Origin of the sequence: Phenylobacterium sp. 58.2.17 (genome assembly GCF_026411515.1) — a bacterium.
In the GTDB taxonomy this organism is placed as follows: Bacteria; Pseudomonadota; Alphaproteobacteria; order Caulobacterales; family Caulobacteraceae; genus Phenylobacterium.
Map to the genome: position 1 here is coordinate 85,462 of NZ_JAPMTQ010000003.1, position 14,628 is coordinate 100,089.

19 protein-coding genes are annotated in these 14,628 nt (G+C 69.8%); 14 read left to right on the forward strand and 5 right to left on the reverse strand.

The window, feature by feature from the left end:
- Positions 1–86: 86 nt before the first annotated feature.
- The 3 genes from OUA97_RS03490 to OUA97_RS03500 are packed head-to-tail and all read left to right on the forward strand — an operon-like array spanning position 87 to position 2,787.
- On the forward strand, positions 87–1,019 hold the full coding sequence (locus OUA97_RS03490; RefSeq protein WP_267230423.1) for a nucleoside hydrolase: 933 nt from the start codon (positions 87–89) through the stop codon (positions 1,017–1,019).
- On the forward strand, positions 1,016–1,870 hold the full coding sequence (locus tag OUA97_RS03495; RefSeq protein ID WP_267230424.1) for a PfkB family carbohydrate kinase: 855 nt from the start codon (positions 1,016–1,018) through the stop codon (positions 1,868–1,870). Before OUA97_RS03490 ends, OUA97_RS03495 begins: the two co-directional genes overlap by 4 nt.
- Positions 1,867–2,787 carry an isopenicillin N synthase family dioxygenase gene (locus tag OUA97_RS03500; protein ID WP_267230425.1) on the forward strand — a complete coding sequence of 307 codons (921 nt, stop codon included), beginning with the start codon at positions 1,867–1,869 and terminating at the stop codon, positions 2,785–2,787. Before OUA97_RS03495 ends, OUA97_RS03500 begins: the two co-directional genes overlap by 4 nt.
- A 2-nt stretch (positions 2,788–2,789) precedes the next feature.
- Here the strand turns inward: OUA97_RS03500 and OUA97_RS03505 are convergent, their stop codons facing one another.
- The 3 genes from OUA97_RS03505 to OUA97_RS03515 form a co-directional block, all read right to left on the reverse strand.
- Complete coding sequence (locus tag OUA97_RS03505; RefSeq protein WP_267230426.1) at positions 2,790–3,305, reverse strand: DUF1993 domain-containing protein; 516 nt, start codon at positions 3,303–3,305, stop codon at positions 2,790–2,792.
- 24 nt (positions 3,306–3,329) lie between these two features.
- Positions 3,330–4,250 carry a LysR substrate-binding domain-containing protein gene (locus tag OUA97_RS03510; RefSeq protein WP_267230427.1) on the reverse strand — a complete coding sequence of 307 codons (921 nt, stop codon included), beginning with the start codon at positions 4,248–4,250 and terminating at the stop codon, positions 3,330–3,332.
- A gap of 62 nt (positions 4,251–4,312) precedes the next feature.
- Positions 4,313–4,588, reverse strand: coding sequence for a hypothetical protein (locus tag OUA97_RS03515; protein ID WP_267230428.1), 276 nt, complete (start codon positions 4,586–4,588; stop codon positions 4,313–4,315).
- 84 nt (positions 4,589–4,672) lie between these two features.
- On the opposite strand from OUA97_RS03515, the gene OUA97_RS03520 reads away from it, so the two are divergent.
- From OUA97_RS03520 to OUA97_RS03535, 4 genes are all read left to right on the forward strand, one after another.
- The gene (locus OUA97_RS03520; RefSeq protein ID WP_267230429.1) at positions 4,673–5,038 is read left to right on the forward strand and encodes a DUF4180 domain-containing protein; all 366 of its coding nucleotides are present in this window, start codon (positions 4,673–4,675) and stop codon (positions 5,036–5,038) included.
- Between the two features lie 111 nt (positions 5,039–5,149).
- Positions 5,150–5,470, forward strand: a complete 321-nt coding sequence (locus OUA97_RS03525) for a UrcA family protein (RefSeq protein WP_267230430.1) — start codon at positions 5,150–5,152, stop codon at positions 5,468–5,470.
- Positions 5,471–5,534: 64 nt separating this feature from the next.
- On the forward strand, positions 5,535–6,221 hold the full coding sequence (locus OUA97_RS03530) for a Crp/Fnr family transcriptional regulator (RefSeq protein ID WP_267230431.1): 687 nt from the start codon (positions 5,535–5,537) through the stop codon (positions 6,219–6,221).
- Positions 6,222–6,320: 99 nt separating this feature from the next.
- Entirely contained in the window at positions 6,321–6,701 is a 381-nt protein-coding gene (locus tag OUA97_RS03535; protein ID WP_267230432.1) for a hypothetical protein, read from the forward strand.
- A 4-nt stretch (positions 6,702–6,705) separates the two neighbouring features.
- On the opposite strand, the gene OUA97_RS03540 is transcribed toward OUA97_RS03535, so the two are convergent.
- On the reverse strand, positions 6,706–8,445 hold the full coding sequence (locus tag OUA97_RS03540) for an adenylate/guanylate cyclase domain-containing protein (RefSeq protein WP_267230433.1): 1,740 nt from the start codon (positions 8,443–8,445) through the stop codon (positions 6,706–6,708).
- A 208-nt stretch (positions 8,446–8,653) separates the two neighbouring features.
- Here OUA97_RS03540 and OUA97_RS03545 point away from each other — a divergent pair, with 208 nt between their 5' ends.
- Together OUA97_RS03545 and OUA97_RS03550 are read left to right on the forward strand one after the other, a co-directional pair.
- Positions 8,654–9,766: a sensor histidine kinase gene (locus tag OUA97_RS03545; protein WP_267230434.1), complete on the forward strand. Its 1,113-nt coding sequence runs from the start codon at positions 8,654–8,656 to the stop codon at positions 9,764–9,766.
- Positions 9,766–10,515, forward strand: a complete 750-nt coding sequence (locus tag OUA97_RS03550) for a LytR/AlgR family response regulator transcription factor (protein ID WP_267230435.1) — start codon at positions 9,766–9,768, stop codon at positions 10,513–10,515. The genes OUA97_RS03545 and OUA97_RS03550 overlap by 1 nt, the downstream gene beginning before the upstream one ends.
- A gap of 64 nt (positions 10,516–10,579) precedes the next feature.
- Here the strand turns inward: OUA97_RS03550 and OUA97_RS03555 are convergent, their stop codons facing one another.
- Positions 10,580–11,233 carry a PEPxxWA-CTERM sorting domain-containing protein gene (locus OUA97_RS03555; protein ID WP_267230436.1) on the reverse strand — a complete coding sequence of 218 codons (654 nt, stop codon included), beginning with the start codon at positions 11,231–11,233 and terminating at the stop codon, positions 10,580–10,582.
- A gap of 236 nt (positions 11,234–11,469) precedes the next feature.
- Here OUA97_RS03555 and OUA97_RS03560 point away from each other — a divergent pair, with 236 nt between their 5' ends.
- The 5 genes from OUA97_RS03560 to OUA97_RS03580 all read left to right on the forward strand — a co-directional run bounded on the left by OUA97_RS03560 (position 11,470) and on the right by OUA97_RS03580 (position 14,623).
- Complete coding sequence (locus tag OUA97_RS03560; RefSeq protein ID WP_267230437.1) at positions 11,470–11,835, forward strand: YciI family protein; 366 nt, start codon at positions 11,470–11,472, stop codon at positions 11,833–11,835.
- Positions 11,832–13,082 carry an RNA polymerase sigma factor gene (locus OUA97_RS03565; RefSeq protein WP_267230438.1) on the forward strand — a complete coding sequence of 417 codons (1,251 nt, stop codon included), beginning with the start codon at positions 11,832–11,834 and terminating at the stop codon, positions 13,080–13,082. The genes OUA97_RS03560 and OUA97_RS03565 overlap by 4 nt, the downstream gene beginning before the upstream one ends.
- 98 nt (positions 13,083–13,180) lie before the next feature.
- A complete protein-coding gene (locus OUA97_RS03570) occupies positions 13,181–13,630 on the forward strand; it encodes a VOC family protein (protein ID WP_267230439.1) in 450 nt (149 codons plus the stop codon).
- An 18-nt stretch (positions 13,631–13,648) separates the two neighbouring features.
- A complete protein-coding gene (locus OUA97_RS03575; RefSeq protein ID WP_267230440.1) occupies positions 13,649–14,176 on the forward strand; it encodes an SRPBCC family protein in 528 nt (175 codons plus the stop codon).
- Between the two features lie 24 nt (positions 14,177–14,200).
- Positions 14,201–14,623, forward strand: coding sequence for a DoxX family protein (locus OUA97_RS03580; RefSeq protein WP_267230441.1), 423 nt, complete (start codon positions 14,201–14,203; stop codon positions 14,621–14,623).
- The last annotated feature ends 5 nt before the right edge of the window (positions 14,624–14,628 follow it).

The window sequence follows — 14,628 nt, forward strand, 5'->3', positions numbered from 1 at the left end:
GGCGACATGACGAGAGCCCCGCCCACCCGGGCGGGGCTTTTTCATGCCCGCTTGCCGAGCTTGCCGTTCCTCCGGAGAATGCGCCGGTGACCAAGCTGATTTTCGACTGCGACCCCGGCGTTGACGACGCCGTCGCCCTCTTCATGGCCTTCGCCGCGCGCCAGGACCTGGAGCTTCTCGCCATCACCACCGTCGCCGGCAATGTCGGCGGCGAGCTGACCGCCCGCAACGCCGCGATCATCCGCCAGATCGCCGGGCGCGAGGACGTGCCGATCTATGCGGGGGCCAGCGCGCCGCTGTACCGGCCGCCCTTCGACGCCGGCGCCTTCCATGGCGAGAGCGGCCTGGGAACCCTGCCGCTGCTTGAGTCGGACAAGGGCCTGGCCGCGGGCCGCGCGGCCGACCTCATCGTCGACCTGGTGATGGCCCACGCCCCCGGCGAGATCACCCTGGCGGTCACCGGCCCATGCACCAACCTGGCGCTGGCCATGCGGCTGGAGCCGGCGATCATAGAGCGCCTTGGCCCGGTGGTGGTCATGGGCGGCGCCCGGCGCGAGGGCGGCAACATCACCGCCTCGGCCGAGTACAACATCTGGGCCGACCCGCACGCCGCCGATATCGTGTTCTCATCCGGCGTGCAGTGCGTGGTCATGGGCCTGGACGTCACCCATCAGGTCCGCTCCGACCCGGCCCGCACCGCCGCGATCGCCGCCATCGACACCCCGTCCGCCCGAGCGACCCACAACCTGCTGGAATTCTCCAACGCCCTGGAACGCGACATCGTCGGCGGGACCGGCGCGCCGATCCACGACCCCTGCGTGATCGCCTACCTTCTGGCGCCCGACCTCTTCACCCTGCGGCCCTGCCAGCTGCGGGTCGAGACCGCCTCTCCCCTCACAGTCGGCCACACGGCGGTCGAGTTCCGCTTGCGCGATCCGGCTGCGGCGCGGATTCTGTGGGCCACCCACGCAGACGCCGACGGCGTCTTCGCCCTGCTGAACGACCTGCTCGCCCGATGAGCGCCATCACCGTCATAGGCTCGGTCAACCTCGACTTCGTGGCCACCGCCGCGAGCCTGCCTGCGCCTGGCGAGACGGTGACCGGCGCGACCCTGGCCCGCCATCCAGGCGGCAAGGGCGCCAACCAGGCCCTGGCCGCCCGCCGGCTCGGCGCCGACGTCAGCCTGGTCGCCCGGGTCGGAGCCGACGGCCTGGCCGACGAGGCCCTGGCCCTGTTGGCCGCCGAGGGCGTCGATCTCGAGCAATGCGACACGGACGCGACCGCCGCCACCGGCGTGGCGCTCATCGCCGTGGCCGCCGGCGGTGAGAACCAGATCATCGTCGCCCCCGGCGCCAACGCCGCCTTCACGCCGGATCATCTGACCGCGCCGGCGGCGGGCGCGCTGATCTGCCAGCTCGAGCTGCCCCTGGAGACGGTCGCCGCCGCCGTCGCCCAGGCCAGCGGCTTCGTCTGCCTGAACCTCGCCCCGGCCGCGCCGCTCGCGCCCGCCGCCCTCGCGCGCGCCGACCTGATCGTCGTCAACGAGACCGAGGCCGCATTCTATGGCCCGGCGCTGCACGACCTGCCGGGCCTGGTCGCCGTGACCTGGGGCGCCCGGGGGGCGGGCCTCTTCCAGGGCGGCCGCCAGCTGGCCGCCGCCGCCCCGCCACCGGTCGACGCCGTGGACGCCACCGGCGCCGGCGACGCCTTCGTCGGCGCCCTCGTCGTCGCCTTTCTGGAGGGCCAGCCGCACGCGGCCGCCCTCGCATTCGCCTGCACGGCCGGCGCCCTGGCCGCCACCCGCCCCGGAGCCCAGCCCTCGCTGCCGACCAGAGCCGAGGTCGAGGCCTGCCTGGAGACCGCCCGATGAGCGTTCCGACCCTCAGCCTGAAAGCCTTCACCCAGGGCTCGCCCGGCGACCGCGCCGTCTTTTCCGACGCCCTCATGCGCGGGCTGCAGCAGTACGGCTTCATCATCCTGGCCGACCACGGCGTCGCCGAGGACCTGCTGGAGCATGCCTACCAGCACGCCCAGGAAGTCTTCGCCCTACCTTATGCGGCCAAGCGCCACTACGCGGCCGGCATGCGCGGCTATACCCCTTTCGGGACCGAACACGCCCGCGACTCCAACCTGCCCGACCTCAAGGAGTTCTGGCAAATCGGCCGTGATCCCGCCCCCGACCTGCCGGCCGAGGACTTCCCGCCTAACGTCTGGCCGGCCGAGTACCCGGCGTTCGAGCGGACCTTCAGCGAGCTGTTCGCGGCCCTCGACCAAACCGGCCGTATCCTGCTCTCGGCCTTGGCCCCCAAGCTCGGCGTGCCCGGCGACTACTTCGACGCCAAGGTGGCGAACGGCACCTCGATCCTGCGCGTGCTGCACTATCCGCCGGTGCCCGACGACGCCCCCGAGGGCGCGGTGCGCTCGGCCGCGCACGAGGACATCAACTTCATCACCCTGCTGGTCGCCGCCAAGGGCGCCGGCCTGCAGCTGCTCGACCGCGACGGGACCTGGCTCCCGGTCGAGACCGAGCCCAAGAACCTGATCGTCGATTCAGGCGACATGCTGCAGCGGCTGACCAACGGCGTGATCCCCTCGACCACCCATCGCGTGGTCAATCCGGTCGGCCCCAATGTCAGCCGCTACTCGATGCCGTTCTTCATGCATCCAGCTTCGGACGTCTCGCTGAAGTGCCTGCCCTCCTGCGAAGGCGACGGCGCGAAATGGCCAGAGATCACCGCCGGCGAGTTCCTGGCCCAGCGCCTGCGCGAGATCGGCCTGGCCAAGTAGCCTCAGCGCGGCGGCGCGCCGATGAAGTCCATCTTGCCGACGGGGACGCCCTGGCTGCGCAGGATCCCGTGGGCGATCGCCACGTGGAAGTAGAAGTTCGGCAGGGCGAAGCCGAACAGGTAGTCGTCGCCGCGGAACACGTGCCTGTTGTCGGGACCGAAGTTCAGCTCGACCGTGCGGTCCTCTGCCCCGTCCAGGGCCTTGGCGTCGATCGTCTCCAGATAGGCGATGGTGTCGTTCACCCTTTGGATGAGCTGCTCAAGCGTGGTCTCGGTGTCCGGCATCGAGGGCGCCTGCACGCCGCTCAGTCGTTGCCCCGACAGTTTCGAGGTGTCGCTGGCCCGCTGCACCTGACCGGCCAGGTTCAGCATGTCGGGAGCCAGTTGCGCCGCGACCAGCGCGTTCGGATCGGTCCCGCTAGCCGCCGCATGGTCCGCGCCCTTCTGCAGCAGGCCGCGGAGCGCGGTCAGCCCCCTAACGAAGACGGGGATCGAGGCTTGATACATGGTCAGGGACATGGCGCGCTCCAGCGACGGGAATAGTCAGCGCCGGATATGGTCGCCCTCAAGCTCTGCCGCAACGGCGGCGGCCGGCGGCGGCGGGGCGGCGGACGCCTCTTCCAGCAGCCAGTCGCGGAAGGCGGTCGTCACCGGTCGCGCCGACGCCCTGGGCGTCACGAAATGGAACCGCGCCGGGGTCGGTACGAAGCCGTAGGGCGCGGCCAACCGCCCCGATGCGATGTCGCCAGCGACGTAGATCCATGGCGAGACCCCGATCCCCAGGCCCGCGACCGCCGCCTCGAGCATGTAGAACAGATGCTCGTACTCGCGGTGCTCGCCGCCGGGACCGACGGGCACGCCCGAGTGGTCGGCCCATTCGCGCCAGGCCTGGCGGTGCGGGCGGGTGTGCAGCCGCGGGGCGCTCGCCAGGTCGTGCTGGGCCAGCTGGGGCGCCATAACCGGGCCGTGGTAGTTGTCGAGGAAGGGCGTCGCCTCCAGCCCCTCGCCGGCGACGGTCTCGGCCAGCCGGATCGCCGCATCGAACGGGTCGCGTGCGAAGTCAACGGGTCCGTAGGCCTCCGTGACCCGGATGCTCAGCCCCGGATGGCGCGCGTGGAAACCCGGCAGACGCGGGATCAGCCAGCGCATGGCCAGCGTCCCGACACAGGAGACATGCAGCTCCCGCTCCGCGGCCGAACGTAGCGCGGTGAACGACCGCTCGATGCCATCGAAGGCGCCGCCCAGGCTCTCGGCCAGGCTCAGGCCCGCCTCGGTCAGCCGCAGACTGTTGCGCGGCCCCTGGGTCAGCCGCACGCCGCACAGCCGCTCCAGGCTGCGCACCTGCCGGCTGATCGCCCCATGGGTGACGCAGAGCTCGTCGGCGGCCAGGTTCATTCGTCCCAGGCGCGCGAACGCCTCGAAGGCGCGCAGGGCGGTCAGCGGCGGCAGGTTTCGCTTCGGCATGTGACCTCAGATCACAGACATATCGTGGTTATACGCTACGCCTGGGCCCGCGAAAGCCGGCCTCACCGATCCATGTCACCAGGTCCCTGCATCACCTTCATCCAGGCGTGCGGGGGCTCTTCCAGGCAGTCGCGCGGAATGCCGTTGCGGGCCGCGACATGCACCCGCAGCATCCACCACCAGCAGGCCCAGAGCTGGTGCAGTTCGTAGACCATCCGATCGAGGAGCCAGCGGGCGACGCCGCGTTCCTCGCCTGCCGCCATCGTCATCTGCTCGACCAGCATCGGTCCGCCCTCGATCTGCAGCCGGAGGATGCGGGCGCTCGCTGGCGGCTGCAAACGACTACTTGGCCGTCAGTCTGTGAGTTCAACTCACTAGGCCGGGTGGTTGACAGCCCCGCCGCAGGCTCCACCCTTCACGGCATGGAAACGACACAGATCGCCGGCCATCGCGTGCTCCTCTGGCCCCAGGACGGCCAACCCCTGGCGAACGGCCGCGACGCCAGCGACATCATCGGGGACGCCTTTTCGGCGCAGGCGCAGATCGTGGCGATACCCGCCGCGCGGCTTTCGCCGGACTTCCTGCGCCTCTCCACCGGGCTGGCGGGCGAGGTGCTGCAGAAGTTCGTCAACTACGGCCTGCGCGTCGCCATCGTCGGCGACGTCTCGGCCGCGGCCGCAGCCAGCGCGCCGCTGCGCGACTTCATCGGCGAATCCAATCGCGGTCGCCACGTCTGGTTCGTGCCGGACCTCGCCGCCCTCGAAGCCAAGATCGCCGAGATCGCATAACGACATTTCGTCACGTGACCCAGGTCACAGCGGCCAGCCCGCGCCGGGCCTACGAATCTGCCTCACAAGACGGCCGCATCCCGTGGCCCCTTCACTCCCCTGGAGGCAGTCATGCATCGCTTGGTTCTCCCGACCCTCGCCGTTCTCGCCCTGTCCATGGCGGCCGGCGCCCACGCCGAAGAAGGCGTCATGCGGGTCAAAGTCGGCGATCTCAACGTCCATTCGGACGCCGGCGCCCGCACCGCGTTCAAGCGCATCAACATTGCGGCCCGCGACTTCTGCGGTCCGCTGCAGGGCTACTCGGCCACCTATCCGGTCGAGGTCCGCGCCTGCCGCAAGGAGATGGTGGAAAAGGCGGTCACGAAGCTCGACGCCCCGCTGGTCACCGCCCTCTACTCGCCCCAGACCGCGACCCAGCTGGCGCGGCGCTGAACTGAACGGCCCACGGTTCGGCCCGCTATGATAGCCTCCGCTCTCCCGAGCGGAGGCTATTGCCTTGTCCGATCTGGCCGCGAACGCCGTCCTGACGAGCCTCGCCAGAAGCCCGGTGCTCGCGCACTTCTCGCAAGGAGGCCTCGAGCGCCTGGCCGCGTCGGGCGCCTGGCTCGCGCTGCAACCCGGCGAGGTGCTGTTCCAGGCCGGCGATCCCGGCGACGCGGTCTATGTCGTCGTCGACGGAGAGGTCGAGGTTCGCAACTCCACGCCCGACGGCCGCGACGTGCGGCTGGTCGCGCTCGGGCCCGGCGCTCTGGTCGGCGAGATGGCTGCGCTCGACGGCGGACCACGTTCGGCCGACGTGGCGGCCACCCGCCGCGCCCGGCTCTGGCGCATCGCCCGCAGCGCCATGCTCGCCGCCCTGGAGGCCGAACCCAAGGCCGCCGTCGCCCTCGTCATCGAACTCAGCGCCCGGCTGCGGGTCGCCGACGGCGCGATCAGCGACAAGACGGTGCTCGACCTGGCCGGCCGGCTCGCCCGGCTGCTGCTGACCGAGGCCGGCGCGAGCGGGCTTGTCGCCCTCACCCAGACCGAAATCGGCCGCCGGCTCGGCTTTTCGCGCGAGAAGGTGAACCGCAAGATCCACGAGTGGGTCCGCGAAGGCTGGGTCGAAGTCTCCCCCGCGGGAATCCGAATGCTCGACCCCACACGGCTCGAAGCCTTGATAGAGCATCAGTTGGGGACCTGATCCCGGCCGCCTCGAACTCACGGTATGGTCAGTCAACTCGGCGCCGCCGGCCTCCCCTGGTGCTCGCTCGGCGCTGATCCCACGACTGAGGGACGACAGATGCCTGCGCTTCAAACCGCCATGTCCAAGCTCAACACCTCGTTCACGCCGGGCGAGATCGACAAGTTCGCCGCCAACGCCGAGGCCTTCGCGCCCGGCAAGAAGATTGATCCAGGCCTGCTCGCCACGCCGGGCACTGTCCTGCATCGCGCCCTGGGAACCTATCTGGACACCCTGCCGGGCTCGTTCCACGAGAGCCTGCGCGGCATCATCTACTATGCGCTCAAAGCCACGCCCCCGATCCCGGTCACCTTCGCCTGGGCGCCGGGCTACGACTTCGAACTGAACGTCTGGCAGGCTCCCGACACGACCGAGACCCGCGGCGGCGTCACGGTGCTGATCAAGAGCCGCTACCCCGCCGACAAGCACCCGCTGGCCTGAGCGCTCAGGGCTCCTCGCCCAGGAACGCCATCCGCACGCCTTCGCGCAGATGGCGTTCATCCTCGGGATTGGCGTAGGTCACCAGCCGCGGCGCCTGGCCCCTGGCGCGCGCCCGCACCTCCAGCGGATAGGCCGCGCGCGCGTCGTCGAACCGGCCCAGCCGCGCCAGGCCGGCCGCCAGGATCGCCGCGGCGCGGGAGTCGTTCAGCCGCACCGCCGACTGCGCATGGCGCACCGCCTCGGCATAGTTGCGCGCCTGATAGTGGGCCAAGGCCAGCAGCTGCAGCATCGGGGCGATCTGCGGGTCGTAGGGACTGAGCCTCAGGCTGCGCTCGATTGGCTCCACGGCCTGCGCGGCACGGCCCGAATAGATCAGCACCTGGCCCAGCCGGAAGTGGCCGAAGGCGAAGTTGGGGTTCAGCGCCAGCGCCCGCTGAGCCTGCTCCAGCGCCTCCTCGTGCTGGCCGAGGTAGAGCGCCGCTCCGGCCGCGGCGAAGTAGCCGTAGGCATCGCGCGGGTCGAGAGCCACCGCCCGCAGCGCCGCCGTTCGCGCGTCCTCCAGGTCGGCCATCGGCTCGCGCGACCAGCCGTAGATCGCCCCGCCATAGAGCATCCGCGCCAGGCCGACATAGCCCAGCGCCAAGGCCGGATCGCGGGCGATGGCCTGGCGGAACAGCTCCAGCGCCTGATGATAGTCGTCCTGGCTCATCCGGTTGAAGTGCCACATGCCGCGCTGGAAGCAGTCGAGCGCGCTGAGGTCGGCCAGGCTCTTGCGGACGCTGCGCGAGGCCTCGGTATCCAGCATGGCCGGCTCGATGGCGGCCACGACGTGCTCGGTCACCTCGTCCTGAAGGGTGAAGAGATCGATGATGTCTCGGTCGAGGCTGTCGGCCCAGATCTGCTGGGCGCTGGCGGATTCGATCAGCCGGACATTGACCCGCACCCGCTCGCCGGCCCGCCGCACGCTGCCTTCCAGCACGTAGCGCACCCCGAGGTCGCGCCCCACCTGGCGGGCGTCCACGGTCCGGCCCTTGTAGGTGAAGCTGGTGTTGCGATCGATGACGAAGAACCAACGCCAGCGAGACAGCGCCGTCACCACGTCCTCCGTGATCGCGTCCGTGAAGTAGTCGTGCTCTGCCTCGCCGCCGAAACTCTGGAACGGCAAAACCACGATCGAGGGCTTGTCCGGCAGGGCCAGGGCCGGACGACGGCCCAGCTCGACGGCGCCGCCGTCCAGCAGCACGCGATACACCCGCACCGGCCGCGCCAGGTTCTTCAGCGTCTGCTCGCCAACATCGTCGAACCCCACGTCGACCCGGCCCTGGGCGTCTTCCTGGACGCGGGCCGAGACCCAGATGCCCCCGGGCTCGGCGAGCCCCTCCAGCCTGGCGGCGACATTGACCCCGTCGCCGAGGATGTCCTCGCCGTCGATGACCACGTCGGCGGCGTTCAGCCCGACTCGGAAGCGGATCTGGTCGCGCTCGGCCACGCCGTCATTGCGCGCGACCATCCCACGCTGAATCTCGATGGCGCAGTTCAGCGCGTCGACCACGCTGGCGAACGCCGCCAGCAGCCCGTCTCCTGCGGTCTTGATGATCCGGCCGCGGGCGGCGGCGATCGACGGTTCGACCAGTTCGTGCAGGTGCTCGGCGAAGCGCGCCAGCGTCGCCTCTTCATTGGCCTCGATCAGCCGCGAATAGCCGACCACGTCGGCGATCATGATCGCGGTGAGCCGCCGCTCCATCCAGGCCAAGCCTCCTTCGGCCGCGCCCCCGCACAAGCGCGGACTATATCAGGACTGGCTCACCGCCAAACGCCTCGATGCCGAATTGCCCGCGCAAAATCATCGACTTACGCTCACGCTGCGACAAATCCCGACTTCTGGGCGACCGGCGGGGACGCCTCGCGCATGGGTTTGGTCTAATCTGCCCCGATTGGACGCGAGAGGCCCGATGTTCAAGTCCGCTGAATCCCGCCAGGCCGCGTGGCTGACGCTCGGCATCTGGCTGCTGTCAGGCTCGCTGGCCTCGACGATCGCGACCATCGTCGGCGTGCGGATGACGCCGGCCTTGATCGGCACTGCTGTGGCCATCAACCTCGTCGGCATTCTCTCCTCGGTCGGGCTCTATCGGGTCGCCGTTCACGTCCGCGACAAAAGCGCGTTCCAGCGCATCGGGCTCATGGCGGCCGCGGTCGTGGTCCTCGCGAGCGTGCTGTCGGCGTCCGACATGCTGATCATGGACCTGTCGAACACGGCCAAGCAGTGGTCGCCCAACCGCACCCTCTGGATGCGCTTCGCCAACAACGCCGGCGGCTTCTTCTGGATCCTCGGCGCCCTCGGCGCGATCTACACGACCCTGCAGGCCAACCACATGGTGCGCGAGCGCGAGCGCCAGCTCGCCGACGCCCGCACCGCCGCCAGCGAGGCCCACGCCGCGGCCAGCGCCGCGCGTCTGGCCGCCCTGCGCTACCAGCTCAATCCGCACTTCCTGTTCAACACGCTCAACGCCGTCTCATCCGCCGTGATTACCGGCCGCAACGACGAGGCCGAGAGCATGCTCTCCAAGCTCGCCGACTTCTTGCGCGTCACCCTCGTCGCCGATCCCGAGGCGATGATCTCGCTCGACGACGAGATGGCCACGCTGCAGGCCTACCTCGAGATCGAGAGCGTCCGCTTCCGCGAGCGCCTGGCCCTGGAGTTTGTCTGCCCCGACGACCTGCGCACCGCGCTGATCCCGTCGTTCCTCCTGCAGCCGCTGATCGAAAACGCCATCAAGCACGCCGTCTCGCCGACCAGCGCCACCGTCACCATCCGCCTCGAAGCGACCCGCGACGGCGAGGACCTCGTGGTCCTAGTCCAGGACGACGGCGACGGCGGTCATGGCGGCGAGGTCCGCCCCGGCGCCGGCGTCGGGCTTGGCAACGTGCGCATGCGGCTTGAGGCGCTCTACGGCCCGCGCGGGGTTCTGCAGGCCGCCCCGCTCGCCCGCGGCTTCCTCGCCATGGTGCGCCTGCCGTTGCAGCGCGCCACCGTCACCCCCATCCGTTCAAAGGCCGCCGCCTGATGCGTCTCCTGCTCGTCGACGACGAACCCGCTGCGCTCGAGCGGCTATCGGCCCTGCTGACCCAGGTCAGCGACGTCGAGGTGGTCGGAACCGCGCGCAACGGCCGCGAAGCCGCCGAGGCGGTCGAGGCCCTCAAGCCAGACCTCGTGCTGCTCGACATCCAGATGCCTGAGCGCAGCGGCCTGGACGTCGCCGCCGGTCTGCCGCTGGACGAGCGGCCGGAGATCGTCTTCGTCACCGCCTTCGAGCTCTACGCCGCCGACGCCTTTGAGGTCGAAGCCGCCGACTATCTGCTCAAGCCGGTCCGCTTCGATCGCCTGCGCCAGGCGATCGAACGCGCCCGCCGACGCCGCGCCCTGCGCGCGGCGGCCGCCCGCGCCGAGGAAGCCGCCGCCAATCCCGTGGACGAGGATCCCGACGGCTTCTGGGTCCAGGTCCGCACCGGCTTCGTGCGCGTGCCGCTGGGCGAGATCGACTGGATCGAGGCAGCCAAGGACTACGTGCTGCTGCACACCGCCACTCGCAGCCACATCCATCGCGCCACCATGACCGCACTGGAGCGCAAGATGCCGCCCGCCGAGATGATCCGCGTGCATCGGTCGGCCTTCGTGCGGCCGGCCAAGGTCAAGGAGGTCAAGCGCCTGGGCAAGGGGCTGATCTCTCTGGTGCTGGAGGACGGCGTGAACGTCGCGGTCGGCCCCTCCTACGTCAACGCCGTCACCGAGCGCCTCGCCCTCTACCAGGACTGAGCCGCCCAAACGAAAACGCCGCCCCCGGGGAGGGACGGCGTTCACAGCGGTGGGACGATCGGGCTTAGCCGAAGGCCAGACGCCGCCGGCGGCTGCGGATCGCGGTCCCGGCCAGGCCGAAGCCCATGATCATCATCGCCCAGGTCGCCGGCTCCGGCACCGCGCTCGGCACGTTCCCGGTGACCAGCAGGTTGTCGAACTTCACGCCACGGCCCAGCGCGGCATGGTCGCTGGCGAACTGGAAGCGGATGTCGACCACCTGGCCGGCCAGCGCGCTCAGGTCGTACACCGCCCGTCCCGACTGGGTGCTCGAATACCCCTTGGGGCCCAGCAACGTCGCCGCGCGGCTTGAGAGATTATAGAACTGCTCGGTCGAGACGGGGGTCAGCATCGCGCCCGGGCCGAACACGCCGGTGGTCGAGGAGGCGAGGTTGAACGCATCGTAGCCGTACTCGCTGACGATGTCGTAATCGAAGGCCAGCAGCGCGTCGGTCGCCTTCGTGAGGTCCAGCCGCACCTGGTAGAACGAGTACTCGTTGTTGGTGTAGACGCCGGCCTGATGGCCGACCGTGCCGCCGCCGACGCTGAACTTGCCGCCTAGGGTCTCGCTCGCCCCCAGCCCGCTGGTGAAATTCTGGGAGAAGATCGTCGCGGCCTCGGCCGCCCCCGTCATCAGGGCGCTCGCGGCCACCGCCGCCAGCACTGTGCTTGTCTTCATGAGAAGCCCTCATTGAGCGCCGCGACGGTCGCGGCCCCTTTTCCGGAGACTGCTCTTGCGGGCCGCCCGCCCAGGCGTCAGCGCCGCTGCGCCCAAACCCGACCGGCCGGCGCTCCGCGCGACGAAATGCGACGCACGGTCGACCAGTCCTGGGCGATGTTCACCTGGAGTTTTATATCTGGCCGATGTCGGGAACGGGCGCCCTGGCCCGTCCTTAGGGAGAACGAGACAGACCCATGCGCTACGCCATCCTTTGCTACAACGACGAAGCCGTGACCTCCGCCTGGAGCAAGGAGGAGGACGACGCGGTGATGGAGAAGCTGGAAGTGGTCCAGGAGCGCCTGCGCCAGGAGGGCAAGCTCGGACCGGCCATCCGGCTCCTGCCGACCACTTCGGCCACCACCCTGCGCAAAGCCCAGAACCTGGTCGTGGACGGTCCGTTCGCCGAGACCAAGGAACAGCTGCTCGGCTTCTATATCGTCGACGTTGAAACCCTTGAGGACGGTCTGCAGATCGCCCGCGACCTCGCCGTGGCCAATCCCGGCGGCGCCTACGAGCTGCGCCCGATCGCCCTCTTCCTGCCCGGAATCGAGATGACGTGACCACCGACCCCGCCTGGATCGACGCCGCCCTGACCTCCGCCCGCCCACAGGCGGTCAGCGCCCTGCTGCGCTATTTCCGCGACCTCGACCTGGCCGAGGAGGCGTTCCAGGACGCCTGCCTGCGGGCGCTGAAATCCTGGCCGGAAAAGGGCCCGCCCCGCGACCCGGCCGCCTGGCTGATCCTGGTCGGACGCAACAGCGGCATCGACGGCGTCCGGCGGCGCGCGCGGCTCCAGGCCCTGCCCTCCGAGGAAGTCCTCTCCGATCTCGACGACGTCGAGGCGCCGCTCGCCGAACGCCTCGACGGCTCGGACTATCGCGACGACATCCTGCGGCTGCTGTTCATTTGCTGCCATCCGGACCTGCCGGCGGTGCAGCAGGTGGCCGTCGCCCTGCGCATCGTCAGCGGCCTGTCGGTCAGGCAGATCGCCCGCGCCTTCCTGGTCAGCGAGGCGGCCATGGAACAGCGCATCACCCGCGCCAAGGCCAAGATCGGCCAGGCCAATGTCGCCTTCGAAGCCCCTGGCCCCGCCGAGCGCGCCGAGCGCCTGGCCGCGGTCGCCGCGGTCGTCTACCTGATCTTCAACGAGGGCTATTCCTCCACCGTCGCCGAGGCCGACGCCCGCGCGCCGTTCGCCGAGGAGGCCATCCGCCTCGGCCGCCTGCTGCTGCGCCTGTTCCCGACCGAGCCGGAGATCATGGGCCTGGACGCCCTGATGATGCTGCAGCACTCGCGCGCCGCCGCCCGCTTCGACGAGAACGGCCAGATCGTGCTGCTTGACGACCAGGACCGCGGACTCTGGAACCGCACTCTGATCGCCGAGGGCCTGGCCCTGATCGACAAGGCGATGCGCCACGCCGCGCCCGGTCCCTACCAGGTCCAGGCCGCCATCGCCGCCCTGCACGCCCGCGCCGCCAACGCCGCCGCCACCGACTGGCCGCAGATCGACCGGCTCTACGCAGCGCTGGAGCAGATGAACCCCTCGCCGGTGGTCACCCTCAATCGCTCGGTCGCGGTCTCGAAGACGCAGGGGCCGGAGGCGGCTCTGGCGATGATCGCCCCGCTGGAGGGGCAGCTTGGCAGCTACTTCTACTTCCACGGCGCGCGCGGCAGCTACCTCAAGCAGCTGGGCCGCAGGGAGGAGGCGCGCGTCGCCTTCGACCGCGCCATCGCGCTGGCCAACAGCGCCCCGGAAGCCGCCCACATCCGCCAGCACCTCGACGGTCTGGCCGGCGAAACCGGCTGAGCGCATTTTTTGCGGGCCCGGCTGTCGGAACGGGCTAACCTCGTTCGTCCTTGGATCAGATGCTCCTCATAAGGAGCCAGCCAGGAAGGAACGACGCCATGTCCGTCACCGCGACCATGGACTCCGCCGCCGCCGACATCGCCGCGCTCGCCGCCCCGCCGATGACCGGGATCACCCCGCACCTCAACCTCGTCGGCGCCAGCGAGGCCTCGGCGTTCTATCAGAAAGCCTTCGGAGCCCGCGAAACGCTCCGCCTGCCCGCCGACGACGGCCAGCGGCTGATGCACTGCGCGCTGGTGATCAACGGCGGCGACCTGATGATCTGCGACTGCTTCCCGGAGATGGGGCACGGCTACGAACATCAGCCGTCGGCCTCGTTCACCATGCACCTGCAGGTCGACGACATCGAGGCCTGGTTCGCGCGCGCCGTCGACGCCGGCGCCCAGGTGCTGCAGCCGATCGAGGACATGTTCTGGGGCGACCGTTACGCGCGCCTGCTCGATCCCTATGGCGTCCACTGGTCGATGGGCCAGACCAAGGCCGCCTGAACCGCAAAGGAATCCGCCATGCTCGCCGCGCTCATCGGCGTCCTGATCATCGCGCTGCTGGGCCTCATCGCCTACGTCGCGAACCATCCCTCCGATTTCCGGCTCGAGCGGTCGACCACGGTCCGCGCTGCGCCGGAAAAGCTGTTCGACCTGATTTCGGATTTTCACCGCTGGACCGCCTGGTCGCCGTTCGAAACCATCGACGCCGATCTCAAGCGCTCCTACGGCGGCGCCGAACGCGGAGTCGGGGCGACCTACGGCTGGGAAGGCAGGAAGAGCGGCGTCGGCAGCATGGCGATCACCGAGGCCGACGCCCCCTCGCGGGTCCTCATCGACCTCATCTTCGTCAAGCCGTTCCAGGCTCACAACAAGGCCGAGTTCACCCTCGAACCGGAGGGCGATGCGACCAAGGTCACCTGGGCGATGTCGGGCCATAGCGGCTTCTTCGCCAAGATGATCGATGTCTTCCTCCCCATGGAGAAGATGGTCGGACCGCAGTTCGAACAGGGGCTCGCCAAGCTCAAGACGGTCGCCGAACAGGGCTGACCGCCACTCAAAAGGATCGCTGCCATGACCTCCCTCGACGCCGCGCGCGCCGCTGCGCCGCGCCCTGCGCCCAAGGCCATGACCTGGGCCGGCTGGGCCCTTACGGGCCTGGCCACCTTGTTCATGACCTTCGATATCGCCATCAAGCTGGTCGATCTCCAGATCGTCCGCGACACCCTGGTCCAGCTCGGCTACCCGCCGCAACTCGGCCGCACCATCGGGGTGATCGAGCTGGTCTGCCTGGCCCTCTACCTCAACCCGCGCACCTCGGTGCTCGGCGCGGTGCTGTTCACCGGCGTCATGGGCGGGGCGATCGCCACCCACATGCGGGTCGGCGACCCGCTGTTCAGCCACGTCCTGTTCGGCGTCTATCTCGGCGCGGCGCTCTGGGGCGGGCTCTGGCTGCGCGAGCCGCGCCTGCGCGCCCTCTTCCCCGTTCGTCTCTGACCAGG

Coding starts and splice junctions, on each gene's coding strand:
- OUA97_RS03495 (WP_267230424.1), top strand. CDS start 1,016: ATGAGCGCCATCACCGTCATAGGCTCGGTCAACCTCGACTTCGTGGCC.
- OUA97_RS03500 (WP_267230425.1), top strand. CDS start 1,867: ATGAGCGTTCCGACCCTCAGCCTGAAAGCCTTCACCCAGGGCTCGCCC.
- OUA97_RS03505 (WP_267230426.1), bottom strand. CDS start 3,305: ATGTCCCTGACCATGTATCAAGCCTCGATCCCCGTCTTCGTTAGGGGG.
- OUA97_RS03510 (WP_267230427.1), bottom strand. CDS start 4,250: ATGCCGAAGCGAAACCTGCCGCCGCTGACCGCCCTGCGCGCCTTCGAG.
- OUA97_RS03520 (WP_267230429.1), top strand. CDS start 4,673: ATGGAAACGACACAGATCGCCGGCCATCGCGTGCTCCTCTGGCCCCAG.
- OUA97_RS03525 (WP_267230430.1), top strand. CDS start 5,150: ATGCATCGCTTGGTTCTCCCGACCCTCGCCGTTCTCGCCCTGTCCATG.
- OUA97_RS03535 (WP_267230432.1), top strand. CDS start 6,321: ATGCCTGCGCTTCAAACCGCCATGTCCAAGCTCAACACCTCGTTCACG.
- OUA97_RS03540 (WP_267230433.1), bottom strand. CDS start 8,445: ATGGAGCGGCGGCTCACCGCGATCATGATCGCCGACGTGGTCGGCTAT.
- OUA97_RS03545 (WP_267230434.1), top strand. CDS start 8,654: ATGTTCAAGTCCGCTGAATCCCGCCAGGCCGCGTGGCTGACGCTCGGC.
- OUA97_RS03550 (WP_267230435.1), top strand. CDS start 9,766: ATGCGTCTCCTGCTCGTCGACGACGAACCCGCTGCGCTCGAGCGGCTA.
- OUA97_RS03555 (WP_267230436.1), bottom strand. CDS start 11,233: ATGAAGACAAGCACAGTGCTGGCGGCGGTGGCCGCGAGCGCCCTGATG.
- OUA97_RS03560 (WP_267230437.1), top strand. CDS start 11,470: ATGCGCTACGCCATCCTTTGCTACAACGACGAAGCCGTGACCTCCGCC.
- OUA97_RS03570 (WP_267230439.1), top strand. CDS start 13,181: ATGTCCGTCACCGCGACCATGGACTCCGCCGCCGCCGACATCGCCGCG.
- OUA97_RS03575 (WP_267230440.1), top strand. CDS start 13,649: ATGCTCGCCGCGCTCATCGGCGTCCTGATCATCGCGCTGCTGGGCCTC.
- OUA97_RS03580 (WP_267230441.1), top strand. CDS start 14,201: ATGACCTCCCTCGACGCCGCGCGCGCCGCTGCGCCGCGCCCTGCGCCC.